Annotated in this window: 19 protein-coding genes and 1 pseudogene; 17 read left to right on the top strand and 3 right to left on the bottom strand. The window is 28.7% G+C overall.

Annotated features, from left to right (window positions below; all coding sequences use genetic code 11):
• Window positions 1–20 precede the first annotated feature (20 nt).
• The 13 genes from ACWUD1_RS04885 to ACWUD1_RS04825 all read left to right on the top strand — a co-directional run bounded on the left by ACWUD1_RS04885 (window position 21) and on the right by ACWUD1_RS04825 (window position 14770).
• Window positions 21–1142: a BTA121 domain-containing protein surface lipoprotein gene (locus ACWUD1_RS04885; RefSeq protein WP_472756951.1), complete on the top strand. Its 1122-nt coding sequence runs from the start codon at window positions 21–23 to the stop codon at window positions 1140–1142.
• 173 nt (window positions 1143–1315) lie between these two features.
• Complete coding sequence (locus tag ACWUD1_RS04880) at window positions 1316–2221, top strand: BTA121 domain-containing protein surface lipoprotein (protein ID WP_472756950.1); 906 nt, start codon at window positions 1316–1318, stop codon at window positions 2219–2221.
• Window positions 2206–2481: a hypothetical protein gene (locus ACWUD1_RS04875; protein ID WP_472756949.1), complete on the top strand. Its 276-nt coding sequence runs from the start codon at window positions 2206–2208 to the stop codon at window positions 2479–2481. Before ACWUD1_RS04880 ends, ACWUD1_RS04875 begins: the two co-directional genes overlap by 16 nt.
• 255 nt (window positions 2482–2736) lie before the next feature.
• Complete coding sequence (locus tag ACWUD1_RS04870; protein WP_472756948.1) at window positions 2737–3903, top strand: BTA121 domain-containing protein surface lipoprotein; 1167 nt, start codon at window positions 2737–2739, stop codon at window positions 3901–3903.
• A gap of 96 nt (window positions 3904–3999) precedes the next feature.
• Window positions 4000–5235, top strand: coding sequence for a BTA121 domain-containing protein surface lipoprotein (locus tag ACWUD1_RS04865; RefSeq protein ID WP_472756947.1), 1236 nt, complete (start codon window positions 4000–4002; stop codon window positions 5233–5235).
• Between the two features lie 39 nt (window positions 5236–5274).
• Complete coding sequence (locus tag ACWUD1_RS04860) at window positions 5275–6417, top strand: BTA121 domain-containing protein surface lipoprotein (protein ID WP_472756946.1); 1143 nt, start codon at window positions 5275–5277, stop codon at window positions 6415–6417.
• A gap of 38 nt (window positions 6418–6455) precedes the next feature.
• Window positions 6456–7562 carry a BTA121 domain-containing protein surface lipoprotein gene (locus ACWUD1_RS04855; protein WP_472756945.1) on the top strand — a complete coding sequence of 369 codons (1107 nt, stop codon included), beginning with the start codon at window positions 6456–6458 and terminating at the stop codon, window positions 7560–7562.
• Between the two features lie 250 nt (window positions 7563–7812).
• The gene (locus ACWUD1_RS04850; RefSeq protein ID WP_472756944.1) at window positions 7813–9081 is read left to right on the top strand and encodes a BTA121 domain-containing protein surface lipoprotein; all 1269 of its coding nucleotides are present in this window, start codon (window positions 7813–7815) and stop codon (window positions 9079–9081) included.
• A gap of 295 nt (window positions 9082–9376) precedes the next feature.
• Window positions 9377–10561, top strand: a complete 1185-nt coding sequence (locus tag ACWUD1_RS04845; RefSeq protein WP_472756943.1) for a BTA121 domain-containing protein surface lipoprotein — start codon at window positions 9377–9379, stop codon at window positions 10559–10561.
• 318 nt (window positions 10562–10879) lie between these two features.
• Window positions 10880–11113, top strand: a complete 234-nt coding sequence (locus ACWUD1_RS04840; protein ID WP_472756942.1) for a hypothetical protein — start codon at window positions 10880–10882, stop codon at window positions 11111–11113.
• 17 nt (window positions 11114–11130) lie between these two features.
• On the top strand, window positions 11131–12165 hold the full coding sequence (locus ACWUD1_RS04835; RefSeq protein WP_472756941.1) for a BTA121 domain-containing protein surface lipoprotein: 1035 nt from the start codon (window positions 11131–11133) through the stop codon (window positions 12163–12165).
• Window positions 12166–12276: 111 nt separating this feature from the next.
• Window positions 12277–13440 carry a BTA121 domain-containing protein surface lipoprotein gene (locus tag ACWUD1_RS04830; protein ID WP_472757091.1) on the top strand — a complete coding sequence of 388 codons (1164 nt, stop codon included), beginning with the start codon at window positions 12277–12279 and terminating at the stop codon, window positions 13438–13440.
• Between the two features lie 232 nt (window positions 13441–13672).
• On the top strand, window positions 13673–14770 hold the full coding sequence (locus ACWUD1_RS04825; RefSeq protein WP_472757090.1) for a BTA121 domain-containing protein surface lipoprotein: 1098 nt from the start codon (window positions 13673–13675) through the stop codon (window positions 14768–14770).
• A 204-nt stretch (window positions 14771–14974) separates the two neighbouring features.
• Here ACWUD1_RS04825 and ACWUD1_RS04820 read toward each other — a convergent pair whose 3' ends face one another.
• Together ACWUD1_RS04820 and ACWUD1_RS04815 are read right to left on the bottom strand one after the other, a co-directional pair.
• Window positions 14975–15997, bottom strand: coding sequence for a glycoside hydrolase family 3 N-terminal domain-containing protein (locus tag ACWUD1_RS04820; RefSeq protein ID WP_472757089.1), 1023 nt, complete (start codon window positions 15995–15997; stop codon window positions 14975–14977).
• Window positions 15990–17406, bottom strand: a pseudogene (locus tag ACWUD1_RS04815) (UTP--glucose-1-phosphate uridylyltransferase). Before ACWUD1_RS04815 ends, ACWUD1_RS04820 begins: the two are co-directional and overlap by 8 nt.
• 154 nt (window positions 17407–17560) lie before the next feature.
• Here ACWUD1_RS04815 and ACWUD1_RS04810 point away from each other — a divergent pair.
• The 4 genes from ACWUD1_RS04810 (at window position 17561) to ACWUD1_RS04795 (ending at window position 21586) form a co-directional block, all read left to right on the top strand.
• Window positions 17561–19357, top strand: a complete 1797-nt coding sequence (locus ACWUD1_RS04810) for a phosphoglucomutase (protein WP_472757088.1) — start codon at window positions 17561–17563, stop codon at window positions 19355–19357.
• 104 nt (window positions 19358–19461) lie between these two features.
• Window positions 19462–20391: a hypothetical protein gene (locus tag ACWUD1_RS04805; RefSeq protein ID WP_472757087.1), complete on the top strand. Its 930-nt coding sequence runs from the start codon at window positions 19462–19464 to the stop codon at window positions 20389–20391.
• Entirely contained in the window at window positions 20391–20594 is a 204-nt protein-coding gene (locus tag ACWUD1_RS04800; RefSeq protein ID WP_472757086.1) for a hypothetical protein, read from the top strand. The genes ACWUD1_RS04805 and ACWUD1_RS04800 overlap by 1 nt, the downstream gene beginning before the upstream one ends.
• Before the next feature lie 437 nt (window positions 20595–21031).
• Window positions 21032–21586 (top strand): hypothetical protein, encoded by a 555-nt coding sequence (locus ACWUD1_RS04795; protein ID WP_472757085.1) that lies wholly within the window; start codon window positions 21032–21034, stop codon window positions 21584–21586.
• 100 nt (window positions 21587–21686) lie between these two features.
• Here the strand turns inward: ACWUD1_RS04795 and ACWUD1_RS04790 are convergent, their stop codons facing one another.
• A complete protein-coding gene (locus ACWUD1_RS04790) occupies window positions 21687–22775 on the bottom strand; it encodes a BTA121 domain-containing protein surface lipoprotein (RefSeq protein ID WP_472757084.1) in 1089 nt (362 codons plus the stop codon).
• Between the last annotated feature and the right edge of the window lie 400 nt (window positions 22776–23175).

Below are 23175 nucleotides of genomic sequence, written 5' to 3'. Positions count from 1 at the left end.
ATTTCTAAGAGGATATTTGAATGAAAGTAGATAATAAATTCATTATAGGCGTAGTGTTGTTGATGCTAATATTAGCAGCACTATATGGTTTAGTAGGATTTAAGAGAGTTTCTGTTGATAATTTTAGTGATGTTGAAAAAATAGATCCACAAGACAGGGTAAAGCTTGAGAAGCTTTTGGGCGGAATCAAATTATCAGATGATCAGCTTAGAAGTATACTGTATATGAAGCTCGTATTAATGGATTTTAATATTGAGCATTATAATGGCTATCAACTTTATACTTATACTGAAGATGAATTTTTAAGGTTTCTTAAGAAGCTTAGTGATTATGGTAGAGTTTGGTATAGTATAAATCGTGTAAGTTTAGCGCTTAATGCTCGAGATAAGGCTTTAGCAGATATTAATAGTCTTGATATTGATAATTTTAAGAAGAACTTAAAACGTGTGTTTGATGAGCATAATGACAAAAGGCATCCATCTGATTTGAAGTTATATTTATTTAAAGAATGTGATCTTTTGAAAGATGTTGTGTTTCGTAATGGAGAGTCTGCACCCTTTGATTATGCTATAATTTTTGGATTTATTTCATTGAAGGCTTTAGGATTTAAAAGTTATGATCAAATATATGAGAGGCTTTCAAGTGAAGAAAGGGAAACACTTGATTATATAAAATATTTGCTTATAAATTACTATTATTATGGTGATGATGAGGAGACAGAGTTTCGTAGAGCTTCTTTTAAAATTGATTCTACGCAGACTAACAATGGTTTTAAGGCTACAATAGGTGAGTTATTTTACAAGCTTGATGATATTGAAATTTTAAAAAAAATTCTAAATTATAATTTAGGTGTTCTGAAAGTTTACAAGGAAGCTTTTGATGCTGTTGATAAAGTCAAAGACACTACATTAAAAGAAAACTTAAGATCTGAGTTTAAGGTACCATATGAAAAATTGATCATCCAGTTGCATCACGTATTTACTAATAATTGCTCTATTGCTGGGATATATAATAAAGCAATTAAGGAGTCAAATATTTCTCGTTTAAAGACCCTTGAAGATGAATTTAGCAAAATCAAGACTCTAGCTTTAAATGCAAATGCCTTACAGATTGATTTACAGGTACATGAGAAGACAAATTAAAGGTTAAATTTTAGTAACTATGTTTATTAATAATATTTTAGAATATCTCTGGATTGGAGATTTAAGCTTATAATAGTTATATTAAATGATTATAGTAGTTTTATAATTAATACCTATAATTATTTAATTTATGCTTAAAATCTTAAATTTGAAGAGGAGATATTTAATTGAGGGTGAAGAATAAACATGTTATTGGTGTAGTGCTGCTGGTGTTAATAGTAGTAATGGCAATAATGGTTTACAGATTTGTTGGATTTGATCAAATTGCAAGAGGCATTTTAAAAAAGAGTAAAAATAATAGTGCAAATAATATTAGTCATTTAAAAATATCTGGAGAGGGCACTAATGATATTGGTAAAAGAGATTTAGAGACAAAGGTAAGTCTTGACGATCTGTTGGATAAGTTTAAATTATCACGTGTACAATTTAAAGGTGCCCAATATTTAAGATATGTTTTAACTAATCCTAATATTGGTAATTGTAAAGGCCAAAGTTTTCATACTTATAGTAAAGATGAATTTGTAAATTTACTTGAGAGGCTTGGTGCTAAAAGAACTCGGGTGATTGGGTCCCATATAAATCTAGTACTGAAGACACGAGATAAAGCTTTAGTTGATATTAATAGTGTAGATGTAGACAGTTTTAAGAGAAATTTGAAATGTATATTTTATAAATACAATAATGATGAATATCCGTTTCATTTAAAGAATCATATCTTTAAGGAATATGATCTTAAAAAGATTGATAAACTTTATAATTCATTTTTTTTACGTGATTCTGGACATAATTATTATGTTAAGGTTTTTAAGTCGCTTTCAGAAAGGGTTTTAGGATTTAAAAGTTACAAAGAAGTATATGCAAAGCTTTCAGGTGAAGAGAAAGAGTTGCTTGACTGTATTAAACATTTGATAACAGTTGGGTATGGTGATGTTTTTCATGGTGGTGAATCTGACTTTCAGAAAGCTTATTTTGAAACTTATTCTATTCGTACTAGCAATGGTTTTGATGCCACGCTGGGTAAGTTATTTCGCAAACCTGATGCTGTTCAAGTTTTAAAAAAATTTTGCATTTTAATTTAGATGTTTTTTTTAAGGTAAGAAAAGAAGCTTTTGATGCTGTGATAAGGACTAAAGATTATATCTTAAAAGAAGAATTGATACTAAAGCTTAAGGGGCAAGATAAGAAATGTGTAACTTATTTGCGCTACATATTAGATCAGTTATCTATTGGTTTAAAGGGAGCGAAATATCAGTTAACTATTGCGCATTTAAAGTCCATTGCAAATGAACTTAGAAGAATTAAAGAGCAGGCTTTGGGATATAAAAATTGGCTACAATAATCTGATAATAGTCTTTAACTTTTTTCAGAGCAAGATATTAAAAATTGAGTCATAAATATATTCATCATATAGACAAATCGTTAATGTAAGCATAAACTGTATATCAATATATAATTAACATGTAATAATAATATGCATTAATTTAATTATTAAATTAATCTAAACTTCAAATTTAAATTTAATAACTTTCAGTAAGTTTGCAAGTTTTAATTTAAGTTTAAATCAAAGGTTTGAATTTTAAGAGGAGATATTTAATTGAGAATAGATCATAAATTTATTATAGGTGTATTGCTAGTAATCGTAATATTAATGGTAATACTAATAGTAGTGTACAATTTAAAGCTTAAGCACATTGCAAGAGACAATTTAGATAAGGACAGAAATAATAGTGTTATTGATAATTTAAGAATTGTTGCTGGTGACATTGCCGTTGATGTTATTGGTGATGTTGGTGAAATAGACCCAATAAGTTTTATAAAGCTTTATGAGTTACTTAATAAATTTAAATTATCAGGTGAGCAGATTAGAAGTATTTTGTATTTAAGATATGTCTTAACTAATCCTGATATTGGCAATGATAAAGATTATTGTCCACATACTTATACTGATGATGAATTTTTAATGTTGATTGAGAGACTTGGTTCTGATAGAATGCGGGTGATTGGAGATCGTGTAAGTGTAGTGTTTGACAAGAGAGATGAAGCTTTAACAGATATTAATAGTATTCCAATTGATAGGGAGCGCTTTAAGAAAAATTTGCAATGTATGTTTAATAGATACAATAATGATGTATATCTATCTGAGTTAAAGAGCCATCTTTCTGATGGATATGATCCGCACAAGATTGATAAAGTTTGTGAATTGTTTTTTGAATATGAGCATTTTGATGCTAAGAGCGGTTTTAGTTCTATTTCAAGAAGAGTTGCAGATTTTAATAGTTACAAAAAATTATACGCAAGGCTTTCAAGTGAAGAAAGGAAAGCGCTTGACTGCATAAAACATTTGGTAACAGTTGACTACATCGACACTCCTGATGAAGATGATCCTGATTTTCAGAAAGCTTATTTTGAAATTTATTCTATTCAGACTAGTGATGGCTTTGATGCTATAATAGGCCGTAATTTTAGCAACCTTAATGATACTTTAATTTTAAAAAAGATCATAAATCTCAATTTAGGTGTTATAAAGATGCGAAGAGAAGTCTCTGATGCTATAGAGGAGATTGGGGACACTGCATTAAAAGAATCTTTAGGACTTAAGGTCAAAGACCACGATAATGAATACATAATTTATTTACGCTACATATTAGATAGGCCATCTGCTTATGCAACATATACTCTGGCAACGGATAAAGCAATTATTGCTCGTTTAAAGACTATTGAAGATGGGTTTAGTGACATTAAAACTAAAGCTATAATTTAGATATTTATAAAAAACTTGATTTAGCTTTAATAAGTTTAAGTTTAATTTTTAATTTAAGTTTAGAGTAAAGGCTTGAATTTGAAGAGGAGATATTTAATGAAGACACAGAATAAGTATGTTATTGTTGTATTGTTATTAGTATTAATAATACTCTTAATAATAGTAATCGTCACGTATAATTCAAAACCTAAGCAAATTGCGAGACTACATCTAGAGAAGAATAGCACGGACTTGGATAATAGTGTTACTGATACTTTAACAGTAAAATCAGACGCGGCTGCTGATGATTTTACTGTTAAAAATGCTATTCTTAGTGGCGTTGATATTGCTGGTGATGTTGAAAGAATAGCACCAGAAGAAATAGTGGATACTGAGGGAATAGTAAAATTTGAAGACCTGATGGATAAGTTTAAATTATCTGATCTGCAAATTAAAAGTACCCGATATTTAATGTCTGTTTTGACTAGTCCTGATATTGGAATTGTTTACAAACCTTACACTTATACTGAAAATGAATTTTTAAACTTCCTTGAGGCACTTGGTGCTAAGAGAACTAAGGTTATTGTAGATAGTGTAAGTGTAGTTCTTAAGGCTCGTGATAAAGCTTTATCAGCTATTAATAGTATTAAGGGTGATAGTAGGAAGGAATTTAAGAAGAACTTAAAATTTGTGTTTGATGTATTTAATAATGATAAGTATTTATCTGAGTTGAGGGATTATCTTTCTAATGGACATGATTCGCAAAAAGTTGATGCAGTTTATAATTCATTTTATAAATATGAGCATTTTGATGCTGAGAGGGGTTTTGGCTCTATTTCAAGAAGAGTTTTAGGTATTAATAATTATAACGACGTATATGTAAGGCTTACAGATAAAGAAAAAGAGGCACTTGACTATATAAAACATTTGGTAACGATGAAGTACGGTGACATTCCTTATGGAGGTGAGTCTGATTTTCATAAAGCTCATTTTGAAGCTTATTCTATTCAGACTGTTGATGGTTTTGATTCTACAATAGGTTTTGATTTCATTCAGCCTGATGATACTGAAGTTTTAAGACAAATTATAAATCTTAACTTAGGTGTTTTAGAAGCACAAAGGGAATCTTATGATGTTATTGAGGGGGCCGGAGATACGTTAAATAAGGACTTAAAGTTTAAATTTTATGCCCAAAATGGTAAATATAGAAATTATTTGAATCGTGTATTTCATAGGTTGTATTTTGAATCGCCATATGAGGTAGTAACAAAACAGTCGAATCTTGTTTATTTAAAGACAGCAGAAGATGAATTTATCGAAATCAAAACTCAAGCCTTAAAGAGAGAAGTTTAGTAATAAAGTTGAATAACGATATTTTTGAAGGAGGTATTAATGAACATAAAGAGTAAGTATTTTATTAGTGTGTCGTTAGTGTTAATAGTGGTAGTAATAGCAGTAATTGGTAGGAGAGTATTAAAATTAGGCTTAGATAAGGTTAATGCGGTCATGGAGACGGTTGCTGTTGATTTTAATGAATTTGGTGAAATAGAACCTAAAAGTAAAACAAAGCTTCAAGATTTGATTAGTAAATTTAAGTTATCTAGTGAGCAGATTAGGAATATTCTTTATTTAAGGTATGTATTCACCAGTCTTGATTTTGGAGGTGCTAGAAATGGCATCCCACATGCTTATGATGAAGATAAATTTTTAAGATTATTTGAGGCACTTGGTTCTGAGAGGACACGAATTGTTGTGAATACTGCAAATTTAGTGTTTAAGGTTCGCGATAAAGCTTTAGAAGATATTAATAGTATTCCAATTGATAAGGCGGCGCATTTAAAGAAAAGATTAAGATGTCTTTTTGATAGGTACAATAGGCTTTATCTATCTGATTTAAAGGGCCTTTTATCTAGTGGACAAGATCCGCAAAAGGTTGGTATAGCCTATAATTTCTTTACTAAGTATGAGCATTATGTTGTAAAGCTAGATTTTAGTTCTATTTCAGAGCAAGTCTTAGGTTTTAATAGCTATAACAAAGTATATGCAAGGCTTTCAAAGGACGAAAAGGAGACACTTGATTATATTAAAAGTTCTTTAGTAACTGATAATAGTAACTTTGATGATGAAAATAAAATTAATCTTATGGGAGCTCACTGTGAAGATATTATGCGGAGTGCCGATAGTTTTGATGCTAGAATAGGTAGATTATTTCGTAAAGAGCATGATACTGAACTTTTAAGAAAGGTTCTTAGTCTCAGTTCAGATCTTTTAAATGCACGAAGAGAAGCTTTGGATGCTGTTAAGGAAGTTAGTGACACTACATTAAAGAAAAATTTACAAACTGAGCTTAGTGGACAAGGTTGGAGATATGAACGGTATTTCAGGGATTTATTTTATAAGTCATCTGCTGATGAGGTATATGAAGAAGTAACTAAAGAAAATGCTATTTTTAAACGAAATATTCTTGAAGATGAGTTTGGCAAGATTAAAGCACAGGCTGTAGCAGGCAAGGTTAGCAAGAATATTTTGAAATGAATACTTAAAAGTTTAAATTATAAGAGGAGATATTTGTTATGGGTGTAAGACATAAATTTGTTGTAGGTATATTGCTATTAGTGTTAATAGTACTAATAGCAATGTATAGCTTTGGAATTAAACAAAATGCAGAAGTAGAGCTAAATAATGATATAGGGGTAGCAAAGACGGATAATATTGCTGTTGATTTTAGTGAATTTGGTGAAATAGAATCTAGAAGTAAAGCAAAGCTTGAGGATCTTTTGAGCAAATTTAAATTATCTGGTAAGCAGATTAGAAGCATTCTGTATTTAAGGTTTATATTGACTCATCCTGATCTTAAGTATGACAACCATCGTCTTTATACTTATAGTGTTAGATTTTTACAGTTTCTTGAAGAACTTGGTGCCAAAAGAACACAGGTTGTTGCAGATATTGTGGGCATAGTACTTAACAGAAGCGACCGAGCTTTATCAGCTATTAATAGTCTTAAGGGTGATAAGGAAGATTTTAAAAAATACTTAAAACGTAGGTTTGATCAATACAATAGAGGTAGTTTAGTTAGGATAAGATTTGCTTTTTCTGGTAAAGATGGGCTGCTCTCACGAGATCTTGATCATGCATATAGCACATTTCCTTCAGTTGTTGATTATTATACTGTAGATGCATTGAACGCTATTTCAGATAAAGTAATAGGTATTAATAATTATGAACAAATATATGCAAGGCTTTCAAATGATGAAAAGGAATCCCTTGATTATATAAAATATTTGATAGTGAAATATCTTTTTAATGATTCGTATTATACTGATGATTTTACGACCGTTGATAATTTTGATTCTAAAATAGGTGTTTTGTTTGGCGCTTTAAAAGATGTTAAAATTTTAAAAAAATTTATAAATCTTAATTTAGATGTTTTGAAATTACAAAGAGAGGCTTTTGATGTTGTTGAAAATATGGAAGACAATGCATTAAAGACAAGTTTGCAACATGCACTTGAACACCAAGATAAGGTTTTGACATCTTATTTGCGCTTCATATTGGATAAGACATCTGCTAGTAAGGTATACGAGTTTATAACAGATAAGACAACAATTGTTTATTTAAAGATCATAGGGGATGAATTTAGCAGAATTAAAGCCCAGGCCACAACAGAGAAGGGGTAGAGGAATATTAAAAGTGTTGAAATTCTTTTAGCTTTAAGAATTTGATTTTTAGTTAATTATATTAGTAGTTTTGTATATAAATTTATAGTAAATTATAGCTTAATCATCAATAATAATCTATAATTAATTAATTTAATTTCTGATTCCACAGGTTTAACAATTTTAATTTTCTTAATTTAATTAAATTTTTTAGTTTAACTAAAATCTAAGGAAAGATTTAAAGACTTAAATTTTTAAGAGGAGGTGTTTAATGATAAGCATAATACATAAATTAGTAGGTAAATTCATTATAGGTGTATTGCTATTAATATTAATGATATTAGCAGTTATGGTGATGACTTATAATAATTTGGGACTTAATCAAATTGCAAGAGTAATGTTAATAAGAGGTGGTGTGGTATTAGATAATAATAGTATTATTGATAATCTTGAAGTTGATGGTCTTGATAGTAATGGTGAGTATGAATTTGATGTTGTTGGTATTTTTTCTGATATAGAAGTAGAAAGTTTGGAAAAGTTGCTAAGTTGGATGGATCAATTTAAATTATCGGAGGATCAATTTGGGGCTATTCGTCATATGAATTTTATATTGTCTGATCATAATCTTGGTAATGATAAAGGCTATCGTCCTTATACTTATACTGAAGATGAATTTGTAAATTTACTTGAGGCATTTGGTGCTGATAGAGTAAGGGGCATTGGAGAGCATATAGGATTAGCGATTGACGCAAAAATTAAAGCTTTATTCAGCATGGTTGGTATTGCGGGTAGAGAAAATTTTAGGAAAAACTTAAAACGTGTATGGTATGAATATGAACAAAATGAATACCCATTTCACTTAAAGAATCATTTTTCTAATGGGCATGAGCTTCACAACTTAGATGAAATTTATAATTCATTTATTGAATACGATTATTATGAAAAGGTTTTTGGTGATATTGCAAAAAGAGCTGTAGGTATAAATGAATACAGGGTAGTATATGGAAGACTTTTGAAATATGAAAGAGAAGCACTTGATTATATAAGAAAAGTTTTAAGAGGTTCTGTGCCCCATTTTTTTTATGATAGTGATTATAATGATATTTATGAAAGAGAATTTCAAAAAGCTTATTTTGAAGCTTATTCTATTCGGAGTGTTGATGGTTTTGATTCTAAAATAGGTATTTTGTTTGGTAACTTAAAAGATACTGAAATTTTAAGAAAAATTATAAATTTTAATTTAGGTGTTTTAAGAGCACGAAAGGAAGCTTATGAGGCTATTAAGGAGATGCTGAAAGAAGATTTGATGCGTGAGTTTGCGATTCAAGACAATAAATATCATGATTATTTGTATCGCATATTTAATGAATCATCTTCTGATTTAGCATACCAAGAGGCGATAAACAAAACAGCTTTTATTCGTTTAGAGGTTTTTAAAGAGGATTTTGACAAAATTAAAGAAAAGGGTATTAAATTTGGTATTAGGAATCAAATTATTAGAGCAAAAGCAAAGGATTTTGATATAAAAGGACAATCATGATTTTGAATTCTTTAATATTTATTAGACATAAATTTATGTTATATAAGTGTTAAAGTAGTGTTGTTATCAAAAAATTTATGTATGTGGAGTATTTGTTACGTATCTAAATGAAAGTATAGATAAATTGCGTACAATAGTGGTAACATACATCACTTATCTTAAGCGTTTTAAGGCATCTTAGTAGGTTTTAGTAAATTAATTTGATTAATTTGAAAGGTTTTAAGATTTTAACAAGGGAGATATTTAATTGAAAGCAAATAGTTGTATCTTATTATTGTTATTACTGGTAGTAATAATGAATTGTAGTTTAAAATCCCCAGAGTTTATATTGCGAGCGTTCTTATCTAAAAATCTTATTAAAAGAGATTTATTTAAAGATAATCTGCTTGGAAAGACTATCTTTGATGAGAATTTATTTGTAAAAGAGCTGTTTAAGTTAGAAAGTCAAGAATTTAAAGGAAAGCATTTAGAAGTAATAGAAACAATCAAGCAAGATAGTTTTGATACTCTTGAGATAGGTGTAGTGCATAAAATTCGGGGTCTTTTAAATAAATTTAATTTATCAGCAAGACAAAAACAATGCGTCTTGTTTTATTTAAGTGAAATTTTAACTGATTTTTCGATTGGTAGTGATAAGGGTTATAGGACATATTCGCTTGAAGACTTATATGATTTTTTGAATCAATCAGACAAGCCCCATGCTACTTTAGCCTTTAAAGCCTCTATTGTTGATAGAATTACAAAAGATATTATATCTACTTTAGAAGAACAAATCAAAGCTCAAATATTGGTTGATTCTATTAAAGATTTAGATAAAAAACAGGAATTAAAAACTAGGTTAGAGCTTAAGTCTCGAGAATTGAAGTTGGAGATAAAGAGAGCATTTAGCTTATATAGTGTTAATATGAGGGTTGGTGATTTGTTTTTTATAATTAGTAATCTTACTGGTTATAATTCATTTAAAGGTTGGTTTCTTGAGATTAGAGACTCTGCTTTTTATATTGCAAATTTTGAAGAATGGATAAAATCAGAATTTTCTGCTGATGATGTTAAGGTTATTATTTATTTAAAAAATTTGCTAATTGATCCTGTTAATAATGTAGGTAATTATGACATAAATAAATTTGTAGACGCATTGAAAATTTTAGATACCTCTAGACTTCAGACAATTGTGGATAGGCTGAAAGTAATAGATCAAACTAGCTTTATTATTTATCAGCTTAGAGATAAAAAAATGATAAGTACCTTGCATAAAGATTTAAAATTTTATAGTGAGGAGAATGAAGTTTATTTAAAAAATATATTTAACACTTTTGATTATACATATAATAGTGTTAATAAACTTTATGATTTGATTTTAGAGTCTTATTTTGATTCAGGCAAGTTTTATGAGTCTTCTTATTTTAAGCAAATTGTAGATCTTAAAAATAATGTTTTACTTCTTTTAGAAAAAGATGGGAGTATGCGAAAGGCTTTCTGAATCTGGTTTTAGAAGAATAGAAAATGATGCCTAGAGGTTGATAAAGTAGAAGTAAGGCAGTTAGCGATCTATTAAGATAGAATGTTGTGTACACAAAATATTATAAATTAGTAATGATTATATAATTATATAATCATGTAGACAAATAATAACAATAATATGTATATTAAAGATGTAATTAAATTTTTAAAAAAAATTTATAATCAATAATTTAGCAAATTCATTTAAGCTTGATAATTTAATCTCGATTTTAATTCTGATTTTAATCAAAGTTTGGACTTTTAAAGTTTAAACATAAACCATAAAAGGAGATATTAAATGGTAGAAATAAAAAATCATAGCTTATTATTTTTATTGTTATTAATTAGTTGTAATTCTGAATCCCAAATACCTTCTGGAACTCAAGATTTCTCAGCTACTAATTTTACCAGAAGTAGTAATGGTCCAACTGAAACGTTATTTGTTGGAAAGCTTGGGAGCAAAGATTTAAATGGAGGAAAGGATCTTGTAAAGCCAGTTGAAATCATCGATGTTGAAAAAAAGGACTGGTAGAAAAAAATGATAATGATTTGCAAGGACGTACAGGATTTTTAGGAAGCGATTTTGATTCTAAAAATGTGGTAGACTCAGATGATTTGGATGAAGGGACTGATAGTATGAATTTTAAGATTCAAAATCTATTAAGTGAATTTAATTTAACCAATATAAGAAGAGATAGTATAAATTATTTAAAAGATGTATTAACTAATGTTAGTCTTAGTAGTGATGATATCTGTAAGGTATATTCTTTTAAGGATTTTTATGATTTACTTAGAGAGCCAGATGATGTTCATATTCGTTTAAGCAACAAATCCGATACTATTAATAAAATTGCAGATCATATTATGTCTGTTCTTGCCAAACAAAGAGATGCTGAAAGTTTTGTTAATGATATTGAAGATGAAAGTATTAAGAAAGACTTCCAAACTGTTTTAAATCAAAGATCTGATGAATACAAATTAAAATTAAAAGAGGTTTTCTGCAATCATAATCCCAATGTGCCCATTGATTATTTGGTTGTACATCTTGGCCATTTTGATAATGATAGTAGTTTTAAGGGTTTTTTTACTAAGATTAGAGACAATGCTCAACATATTGTGGAGTTTGAAAGGATGTACTCAAGTTTATCAAATGATGATTTAAAAGTGATTGATTATATGTTAAGTGTAGCAACTGATTCGAGTATTGCTCGAGATCAAGGTTATCGTACTTATAGTAACGAGGAGTTTCATTTCTTGCTTAGGGGTTTGGGTGCGGCAAGTCTTCGCAATGTCTTAGATAAACTTAGAGTTATAGATGAAATTAAGGTAGCTATTGATAAGGTTCAAGATGAGACAATCAAACAAGATTTGACTGTTAGGTATAATGAACTTAAGAATGATTATTCAATATATCTAAAAGAATCATTTAGTGTCAATGATGATTTGTTTAATTTGTTTAATTCTTTTGATTCAGTAAATTTTCAGAAGATATATGAGATGATCATGGATTCTGATAAATCATATATAAATACATCAGCTTTTATTGATATTATGGAACTTAAAGACATAGTTTTAGCGTTGTAATAGATCGTAGTATTTTGAGCTTTTGGTAAAGTTAAAGGAGGTAAAAGAAAACTTAACTTGCTTAATGATTGAATTAGGGTATATACTGTAGCGAGTGAGGGAGAGTATTTAATGATAAAATTAAAAAAGAATTATTTTTTATTAATGTTATTACTATTAGTAATAGTAGTAGTGGCGGGGTGTGATTTAAGACTTAAAGACACGTTTGGAAAAGCTTTTCATGCCAAAGAAAATCAATTTAGGGATTTAAGGAGCAAAAGAGCATTCACGAATCGATTATTTAATAGAGAAGATGATCAGGCTTTAAAAATTTATATACCAGAAGTTCAAATTTCAAAGATAGAAGGTAGTGGTGGAATAGAGATACAACAAGGTGTATTTTTAAGTGATGATTTGAAAATTGAAATTGAAAGAGGTAAATATGTATACGATAATCTTGAAAAGGATGATAAGGACGTAATTGACGGTATACGAAATTTAACATTTCCAAGTAAAAATGGAAATTATAGTGTAGATGATGATAATCATTTTTATATTATTTTGAATAAAATTAGTACTAGCGTTAATGCCCTTATAAGGGAGATAAATTCATATCATCAAGAAGATAAAAAAACTTTAAGTGATATTGAAAATGTTAGGAGTGAAAATTTTAAAAAAAGTTTAAAGATTTGCTTTGACGACTACAAACAGCAAAATCCATCTCGTATAAAAGAGCTTTTTACTAGTGACTATAAAAGTAAAAGTCAGGATATTCAAGTTTTGGTTTATGATATTATTCACAATTATTTTGATGATCAATATTTTTTCAGGTTTTATTCAGACCAAGCTTTGGGAATTAATGAATTTGATGAAATATATAAGGCATTGTCAGAGAAGGAACGACGAACACTCAATGGGATAAAGTCTATGGTAGTAACTGGTTTTGATTTTGATGAAGTTCATGATTATGCTGCTGCTTTTGATATAATTAATAGCTTTAAGACTTCAGATAGTTTTAAATGTATGTTGGGTCGGTATAAGAAGTTGAGTGATAAGCATTTTAAGGAATTATTACGAGTTTGTTTTGCTATGTATGACATACGAGAAAAGGCAATTAACATGATTGAAAAAGATACAAGTCTTGTATTTAAATTTGATGAAATAGATAGGATGTATGTAGAATCATTGAAATATATATTTAGTACTACAGAACCTCATGAAATTCGTTCTAGATTATATAAGAGTAATTATGCTGCTATTCGTTTAAAATTTTACAATATGGTATATCCCAAATAACCATTAGGATCAATTTAGAAATTGAATTTATTTACCAAATAAGCTATCATTATAGATGATAAGATATATATTAAATTCTAAATATAAAAATGTATATATTTATTATTTATACTTATTGTATAAACGTCCATTAACAAATAATCATAATAGTTTAGTAAATACTTTGATAATGTAATCTTAATTTTGAGGAAGTTGAACTTCAAAAGTCCAGATCTGAAAAAGGAGATATTTAATGGCAAAAACAAAGATTTATAGCTTATTATTGATATTATCATTAGTGGTAATGCATTGTAGTGTAAAACCTTCAACAACTTCTACGTTGCAGGGTAGACATTCTAGTGACTTTAATAATATGAGTTTGAGTGAAATGAATCCTGAAAGGATAAATCCAAATGCAATGCTTCTAAATCAAGAAGATAATGTAGATGGCAAGTTTCATAAACTGTTTAATAAATTTAAATTACCTGAGCAGCAAAGGCAATATATTATTTATGCAAAAAATGTATTAACTGATTCCAAGATTGTTAATAGTCAAATTGAATTCACTTATACTGAAGATGAGTTTGTACGTTTACTTGAGGACTTAGGTGAGAATAAAATTGAAGATTTTGCAAAACGTGTGGAATTAGTGTTTAATTCTAAAGCTGAAGCTTTACGAGGTATTAACAATGTTGATAATGAAAATTTTAAAAAAAACTTGAAAATTTTATTTAATAAGTATGAAAATGACTATCCATTTCATTTAAAGCAAAATTTATCTAATAGCTATGTTAGAGGGGATATCAGTAGGTTTTATAGTGCAATTATGATAGATAAGTATGAAAGTTATTTTCTCCTTCTAAAGAATGTTGTCTTAGGTTTTAGTAATTTTCAAGATGCATACTCAAAGCTTTTTGAATATCAGAGGAGAATTGTTGATGATATACGAAGTTTTTTGATCACCGATGCTGATATTGATGAGGTTAGTGAGCCTGATGAGGCTTATCATAAAATTTATGACATTAAGACCGATTATAGTTTTAATTCTATAATAGGTATGTTGTATCTATTGAGTCTAGATAAGCTTGAGGAAGTTATAGCTCGAGTTTCGGGTGTTTTGATATTAAAAAGGGATACTTTAAATGCTATTGAAACTGTTAAAGATGTTGCTTTAAAAGAAGAATTGAGAAAAGATGTGCGTAAGCAAGAAGATGAATATAAAAATAGATTACACCTGATATTCAATTTTGCAGATCCTAAACAGGTGTATGCAAATGCAAGTGTTGCTAGTTTTCTTGATATTGAGAATACCCTTAATAAGATTAGAAAACGAGCTTTGAATTTATTGTAATAATAAACAATATTTTAGATATTTAAATAATTAAGCTTTCAAAGATTAGTCCTTGGAAGCTTAAATTTGTTTTGTGGATTTATGTTTTAACTTTGCAAAGTTAATGCAATCTTAATTTATTTCTCAGATTCTATTGTCCTGGCTGTTTGAAGTAAAAATTCTTCATTTAAAGTCATACTAAAAGTCATACTAGAATTAACACCACTACTTAAAGTTGTTGGGAATAAGCACAATATCAACTCCCGAATCCAATGCTTTCTTAACAGCACTATCCAAACTAAAATTATTAATAATTGCTCCCATATCATACGCATCTGTAATAATCAAACTCAAAATATTCAAATCATGTCTTATAATATCCACAACATCCCTTGACATACTACTTACATCACTGGATATCTTGGGTGCAAGTACATGTCCAAGCATAATAAACCTAGCTTCTTTGCCAAAAAGAAATGGTATAAAATTATTTACCATTAAAAAATTTCTACTGTATGGCAATATAGCCAAGTCTTTATGCGTATCTGTTTTTGTTCCTCCAAGTCCGGGGAAATGTTTAACTACAGCATAAACACCTTCCCTTTGTATACCGTCAATAAACGCCTCCACCATAAGGCCGATATCATATGTTGAATATCCAAAAGTCCTACTACCCAAAGGGCTGTCAGGTGCAAACTTAGTATCTGCTACTGGTGCCATATTTACATTAATGCCAAGTCGTCTAAGTTGTTTGCCCAACATTTCACCTATTTTATAGGCGAGATGTTCATCTCCACTTTTACCTATTAACTCCATTTCAGGAAAATGATAAACCCCTAATTCTTTATTCTCTCCTGTTCTACTAACTATACCCCCTTCCTCGTCAACTGCTATAAAAATATCAGATCCAAGATGCTTCCTTAATTCCATTATTAACTCTTTCGTTTGTTTTGCGTCCTTAAAATTTTCTTTAAATAAAATAACCCCTATTGGATTTGTCTCTTTTAATTTTTCAATTACACCCTCTTTAAGTGTTTGTACCTCTCTAGGTGCTCTAACATTCCTAATACCTATAAATATACGTCGTCCATTTAATATATTTTGATAATTGGTTTTCCCTAAAAACTCATCAATGTCCACAAGATCAGATTTATCATTCTCAAAATAATCATACTCTATCTCAGGAATAACTTCAGCTTTAACTAAGCCCACACAACACAAAAATATTAATAACACAATTCTAAACATCCCATCTATCTCCTTTTATTAATAAATCATATTTATTTATCAATAAATGATGAAGCGCTTCTTTTAAAGATTTCAATATATCAGTATCACAATTATCTTCTAGCCTTTCTCTCATATAATCACTCATAATAAGTGTATTAATAAATAGTTTTGCGGGCAAAAACCTTTCTTCTCTATTAACATTAAAAATTAATGGATTATCTATCAATCTTATAACTTCCCAAGTTATTTGTTCAACTGCTGTATACTTGCCAAATTCTTTCTCCTGTTCAACGATCCTAATAGGCATATCCATTATTATTCTATCTATATTCTCTATTAAATACTTTAAATTAAAGAGACCTGTGGCACAATTGAACAAAATCTTTTCTCCTCTACGCTCCGCTTTAAGTACATTTTCTTTAGAAATAGCACTACCTATATCAACACACGTTAAATGATTGTCATTATCTAAGATTAAAACCCCCCCCCCCCTTTGTATCTAACGATTCTTTAACACTAAATTCAAATCCTGCAGCATTATTTGTTATTGCCATTATTCCTAACGTCTTTAAGTTAACTGTGTATGCAATATTATCAACATTTCCTATATACACATACCTTTTTCCAGAATTATAAAGTTTTACATAGATATCTTTTAATACTTTAAAATTTTCTCCATGGCCTGCGGGCAACGCTAAAAGAGTTCGATTGCCACAATCATCATAATTGAAATACTCATACTCTTCATTATTTGCTTTTTTATAGCAATACACTAATGATTGGATAGCTGTTAAAATATCTGATCTTTGCAGATCACAGTAATTGACAGTCTTAATCAAATCATCATCAAAAATATTACCTAAAAAATTATAAATTAATTTATAAGTCTTGCAACTTGTCATTTGAAAAATGGAAGGTTTAATATGTTCACCATAGATTTCATAATATTTTCTAGAAAGCATTAAAAGATGTCTTATTTTAAGTGATAAAAATGAATGCCCATAGCTACCATCTCTATTAACATATGCGGGGGTTATTCCTTTAGGCAAATCTTTAAAAGATTCTTTAGCTTCTAGTATTTTACTTTCATATAAAAGATACAATTTTTCATTAAAATCACTATTTTTTAATATATCAAAGTAACTAGTTGCAGAGCCCCCATTAAAAATACCAAATGAAACATAAGGATAAATCGCTAGACCTATCTCCTCAAGTTCATTGCAATTAAAAACATAAAGATCATCTTCTGATGAAAATTTGAATTTTGCAAAATTATTTATATAATTTTTTAAATTATTCTCAACAAGTTTTTTTTTTAACTTTAATTTAAAAAAATCATTTGTAAGATTTAAGATATTATTATGATTTACACTGGGAAATTCTTTAAAAGACACATTTAAAGTTTTAAGTTTATGCTGATTAAGCATATCCAGTATCGCTTTAGAAAAGATCTTATCTACCACTTCACACACTTAAAATCTCATTATATGATTAATGCTATTTAATAATAATTCAATATATTTATATATTACTATATTACTATAATTATAGTAATATAGTAATATTAATGAAAAGGTCACTATGTTAAAACAATATATTCTAAACATGATTAATTTAAAGCATGCTATTAATGATATGATACTCTCCCCTTCTGGGTTTAGAAAAATATTTGCAAAATCAAAGAATGAAAACTCAAATGATAGAGATATAAATGACGATGATAAAGTACTCGTTGCAATTATAACTCTAACGCTATCACATTACTTTAAAGACAAACCTAAAGATTATATAAACGTGGGCCTAGATTCAAGAGCAACGGGTGACATCCTATCAGAAATAGTGCTTAAAACTCTTATACTACAAAATGACAATGTCAATTTTCTTGGAATACTTCCAATACCAGAAATTTTAGCTTATACGCGTCTAAATAAAAATTCAAAAGGTTTTATATACATCTCTGCAAGTCATAATCCAGAAGGATATAATGGTATTAAAACTGGTCTAGACGATGGGGGTGTATTAAATGCACATCAGATAAAAGCAATAATAACCCAAATAAACTTAAACATTGAAAATGAAACTTTAGTACATAATTTATTAAAAGAATTACAAAATTTTAATTCCAATTCTTCATATTTAAATACATACAAATCAATTGTGAGCACAAAAAATAAATATAAATTACAAGCTTATAACTCATATAAATCTTTAATGCAGCAGATAATTTTCTCGGATGCATCAGATACAGACTACAAAGCCAATATTAACATCTTAAAAGAAAATATTAAGGAAAAACCTTTGGGAATTATAGGTGAAATGAATGGTAGCGCTCGGATCAATTCTATTGATAGAGATATAATTGAATCTTTAAACATTAAGTTAGAATTATATAATACTGAAATTGGTGTATTTAAGCATGATATGACTCCAGAAGGGAATGCCTTAAATATGTGTAAACACATACTAGAACAAAAATTTAAACAGGATCCCTCATTTCAATTAGGGTATGTACCTGATTGTGACGGGGATAGGGGCAACTTAGTTGCAGTTCAAAAACAAGGACTTGTTACAATTATTGCTCCTCAAAAAATATTTGCACTTTCAGTACTTTCAGAGCTTAGTTATCTTCATCATACAGGTATAAAGAACAATTTGGCTGTCGTAGTTAACGATGCAACATCACTCAATATAGAAAAGATAGCCAAGTTTTTTAACACAAAAGTTTACAGAGTTGAAGTTGGTGAAGCTAATTTAACAGAAATGGCTGATATCTTAAGAGCTAAAGGATTAACTGTTAAAATTCTTGGTGAAGGTTCAAATGGAGGCAATATTACATACCCTTCAAAAGTAAGAGACCCCCTGTCAACCCTTTTTAGTATCATAAAACTTCTTAAGATCACAAATCTTTATCAAATATGGTGTAAATTATCAAATAACTTATATAGTGAACACTATACTCTTGATGATATATTAAAAACAATTAATTTCTATAGTAATGTAGATGTATCATCAGAAAAAGCTATGCTTAAACTAAGTTTACAAAATCAAGAAATGCTTAAAACTAATTATGAAAAATTATTAGAAAAAGAATTTGGTAATCAAAATAACATATTACATAAATTACCAATACATAACTATGAGATTGTCAACTATGAAGGTATTACACAAACCAGTATTAGAACCGGCAGTTCCTCAGGGGGATTTAAAGTTTTATTTAAAAATAATAAACAAGATATAATTGCAAGTTTATGGATGCGAGGTTCAAAAACAGAGCCTATATTTAGAATTTTAAGTGAAGTTGTATCTGAACATGAAGACTTATTATATCCTTTATTAGATTTTCATAAAAATTTAATACTTTCTTCGCAAGTCAGTTAAAATTTTAATATCAATAATTTACAATACTTTTTTCACTACTTTGTACTTTTTATACTATTGCTATATATTTGTTGCTATATGTTTAGTTAATTTAGGAGGTATGAATGAAATTAATAAAACAATCTTTATTTATATTTATGTTCATAGGTTTTATTAGTTGTGAATTATTCTTTGACAAAGAGATGCAAGAACAGTCTGTTCAGTTGTTTGATAAAATGGTTAACCCTCTATTAGACAATGAGGAATTCCATAAATACAAACAAGAAAAAATGAAAGTTAAAAAAACTAAAAACAAAATTAGAAGACGACGTAAAAAAAATGAAAGAAGCATAGATAATGTAAATAATGAATTACCACAAAGTCCTACTTCTGATAATATTGATGGCAGTGCCCTTTCTACCAATACAGTTCCTACTAATAATTTAAATAATTTAAGCGAAATTGGCGACACTGACACTGACATGGACGACATAGAAGTTTTAATACCACAATCATCTATTAGCACAGGCAATGGTCATACTTCAAATTATGATTTTGATGATTTCGTTATTGAAAGTCCTTATTCAATAAGCAAAGATGTTAACACATCTGCTCAAACTTTCACTTCTCACACATCTGGGCACAGTTATGACAGTTATAATAGTATCGGGGGAACTAACAAACATAGTCTTAGTGGTTTAAGTGGTGAAAGCGATGAATCTTACGTTTATTCTAGTGATATTCCAGATTTCACTTTTGATTCATTCACTCCCTTTGCAACACAAAATGCTAAGAATAATGTTGAAGCGGCTTTAAAGTTAGCTGAACAAATCATTGAAGACAAAAATCAAGTTGACTATCACAGTACTATGGCATATTCTACTCGACATGATAATGCCGATAAAGCTATATCCAAAGAAAAGTTAAAAGAATATACACGTGAACAGTTAAAAGACAATCTTGAAAATCTTTTAAGCAGCATAGATGCTACTCTAGATGCTCTAGAGCGCTCTTTGGAGTATTCTAACTATGTAAGTGAGGCAAAAAAAGATTAATGGATGCTCGCAGTAAGTTACAAAGAGCAGAAGATTGGAAATTAAAAGGTGCAATATTTGAGACTACCAATTCAGATTCAAATTCACGTACGCTCTCTTCTCTTTACTCACAGTTATCAGGATCCAACTCAATAACAGATTTAAAAAAAGCTTTAGAAGATGCAAAGCAAGCACTGGTACAAGACTTAAATAGGAATAATTAACAATAAACAACTAATATAAATAAATATAATTGGTTTTAAATATGTAAGATAGGCTTAAAGCCTATCTTTATTTTTGCAGTATAAGCTTAAATTATTTTTTTATCATCTAGAAAAAATAGAAAATGGAGTGTCGATTCTGTGTTCTTAAGATAACTAAAAATTCAAAAAAGATGCTACTGATATGACAACTTAATATACTATTATAGTAGATTTATAGTAGATGGTCGTTTTGATCAAGAACTCAAACAAGCTGTAAAAGAAAAACTAAATAAATTTAGCAAAGAACAAAAAACTACCAGGCTTGTCAATATCAGATTTAGATCAAATGCTACAAGAAGCAAAGGGGCCATTTAAAAAAGCTGATCGATTCTGTTAATCAATAGACATTAATCTTTTATTAAGAGAATTGCGCTATATTTGCTTTAAAGGAGCAAAAAATGAAATTAATTCAAAAATGTTTACTTTCAATTTTTTTATTAAATCTTATGAATTGTGGTTTATTAAATAAAATAGAAGGTGTAAATAATTTACTAGATAATACAAATCTTACTCTTGATTCTAATCAAAAACAAGCACTTGCTTTCTTTAAAGACACAATTAAAGATAAAAAGCACTTGGATATTTTGGGAAAAAACCAACAAGAAGATTTAATATCTGAAATAGGAAAAAAAGAAAGTTCTAGAACAAAAGAGTCATACTTTAAGTATGATGAAAGTCAATTAAACAAATTATTAAATGATCTTGGAAAAGACAAGATTAAACAATTTCTTCAAAAATTACATTTAATGCATAAAGCTATTAAAGAGTATTCTCTTAGCATTTTTGAAAACTCAACAAACTTCAATGATCTTACAACCAAAGAGCAAAAGCAAGAAAGAGCAATAAAATTCATCAAAGGTGAATTATATGCGCACTATTATCTTTATACCAATGGGGTTTTCAATGCAGACCAATTTTTTGCAATGATAATCGAAAGTTTAACAATCTACTAAATCTTAAGATCACTTAATACATAAACATAAATTAAAGACTTTAGTTATTGAAGGCTTTAATTTATGTATTGTTTTTATATTTCACTATTAAAGTTACAAATTACAATACTTTTACTTCTCTAGTAATTGCTTTAAACTTATCTGCATAATTTAATTTGATCAATCTATTAAATGCGTATTCAATTTCATAACATGCAAGTCTTAACTTTTCTTGATATTCACTATCAACTTCTAAATACCGCATACTTAATACATACAATCCCAATTTATCGGGTACGATATTCATAGACACATCAACCTTAGATTTTGCATCAAGAGCCTCCTTAGCTTTAGACTTCGCATTAAGAGTTTCTGCAATATTTTTAATAACTTTTTTCAGTCTATGAGAATTCACCAATACAGACATTAAATAAACAAAAGCATTCTTAGATTTATACTTACGATCAGTTTTATCTTCTGAAACCCTAACGCCAAACAATTCTTTCCCTTCCTCAGATTTAGCATCAATCACAGCAAGCTTAGAACTATTTATAACATCTCTTAGATAATAAAGAATATTTATCTCGTCAGTGCTTAGATCCAATTTTTTAAATATTCCTTTAGTTTCCATTACAACTTCAATTGCTTTAAACTTAACCTTTATATTTGCACTCAATTGAATTAATTGATCACTAATAAAATTTTTAGGGGTATTACATACAATCTTTAACGATTTTTTATAGTCATCATTGGTATTCACAATCTGCGAATTCAATTCACCTTTTAAAGTTTTATCTTGTAACTCAGCAATAGTCTTTTCAATTTTGGATTTTTCATACAAAGCGGCCACAATATTCTCAGAAACCGCCTTCGTGCGAATAGCACCAAAAGTATCAGATAGCAACTTATAAAACTCACTCTCGCTATAAGCCGCAATCTTTATCCCATCCGAATCACGTACAACGATCTTATCATCTGTTAAGGCACTTCTCAAATACAAAATAGCATTTATCTGATCATTAGTTAGGCCAAACTTAGCAAATAAGTCATTTAATATAACATTATTATGTTCAACAATATTATTGTATGCACTGTCACTTCTTGAATTAATCCCATTTCCACTTATTGAACCCAATATAGTGCCCCTTTCATCGGCACTACAACTAATTAATAATACTACTAGTAATATTTTACTCCCATTGAACTGCATGAATATTCTCCTCTTAATTAAAATACAAAAGTATAATAAACACTAGCAATAACCTCAAAGTTATTACTTATATTTAAGCTTTATTAAAATTTATCCTCTTTTGATAACTTAACTGTTTGTTTATGGCTCAATTTCTCTAAACATGTTTCAAAAGCCGTACTATCATTTGTCAGTAAAGTTCTTGCCATAGACTTAGACAGAATCTTTAAATAACAGATATAAATTACTTAAAATCCACCAATATATCTTTGTAATATTATAGTAACTTATAAAACTCTTTTCCTTGTTTGTTGACTTAAATTCTCATAAATAGTTGAACAATTTTCTTTAACCTTTGTCCGTAGCCAAACCACAACTCTACTACAAAAATAATAATTATTTAATCCTTATACTAATTCTC

It is taken from the genome of Borrelia tillae (assembly GCF_055693965.1).
This window is presented reverse-complemented; position numbering and strand designations above follow the sequence as displayed.

Excerpts from the sequence above, each read along its gene's own strand:
- ACWUD1_RS04825 (WP_472757090.1), top strand. The coding sequence starts at position 13,673 with ATGGCAAAAACAAAGATTTATAGCTTATTATTGATATTATCATTAGTG.
- ACWUD1_RS04795 (WP_472757085.1), top strand. The coding sequence starts at position 21,032 with ATGAAATTAATTCAAAAATGTTTACTTTCAATTTTTTTATTAAATCTT.
- ACWUD1_RS04830 (WP_472757091.1), top strand. The coding sequence starts at position 12,277 with ATGATAAAATTAAAAAAGAATTATTTTTTATTAATGTTATTACTATTA.
- ACWUD1_RS04810 (WP_472757088.1), top strand. The coding sequence starts at position 17,561 with ATGTTAAAACAATATATTCTAAACATGATTAATTTAAAGCATGCTATT.
- ACWUD1_RS04855 (WP_472756945.1), top strand. The coding sequence starts at position 6,456 with ATGGGTGTAAGACATAAATTTGTTGTAGGTATATTGCTATTAGTGTTA.
- ACWUD1_RS04860 (WP_472756946.1), top strand. The coding sequence starts at position 5,275 with ATGAACATAAAGAGTAAGTATTTTATTAGTGTGTCGTTAGTGTTAATA.
- ACWUD1_RS04865 (WP_472756947.1), top strand. The coding sequence starts at position 4,000 with ATGAAGACACAGAATAAGTATGTTATTGTTGTATTGTTATTAGTATTA.
- ACWUD1_RS04790 (WP_472757084.1), bottom strand. The coding sequence starts at position 22,775 with ATGCAGTTCAATGGGAGTAAAATATTACTAGTAGTATTATTAATTAGT.
- ACWUD1_RS04850 (WP_472756944.1), top strand. The coding sequence starts at position 7,813 with ATGATAAGCATAATACATAAATTAGTAGGTAAATTCATTATAGGTGTA.
- ACWUD1_RS04885 (WP_472756951.1), top strand. The coding sequence starts at position 21 with ATGAAAGTAGATAATAAATTCATTATAGGCGTAGTGTTGTTGATGCTA.
- ACWUD1_RS04845 (WP_472756943.1), top strand. The coding sequence starts at position 9,377 with ATGAATTGTAGTTTAAAATCCCCAGAGTTTATATTGCGAGCGTTCTTA.
- ACWUD1_RS04800 (WP_472757086.1), top strand. The coding sequence starts at position 20,391 with ATGGATGCTCGCAGTAAGTTACAAAGAGCAGAAGATTGGAAATTAAAA.
- ACWUD1_RS04820 (WP_472757089.1), bottom strand. The coding sequence starts at position 15,997 with ATGTTTAGAATTGTGTTATTAATATTTTTGTGTTGTGTGGGCTTAGTT.
- ACWUD1_RS04840 (WP_472756942.1), top strand. The coding sequence starts at position 10,880 with ATGGTAGAAATAAAAAATCATAGCTTATTATTTTTATTGTTATTAATT.
- ACWUD1_RS04805 (WP_472757087.1), top strand. The coding sequence starts at position 19,462 with ATGAAATTAATAAAACAATCTTTATTTATATTTATGTTCATAGGTTTT.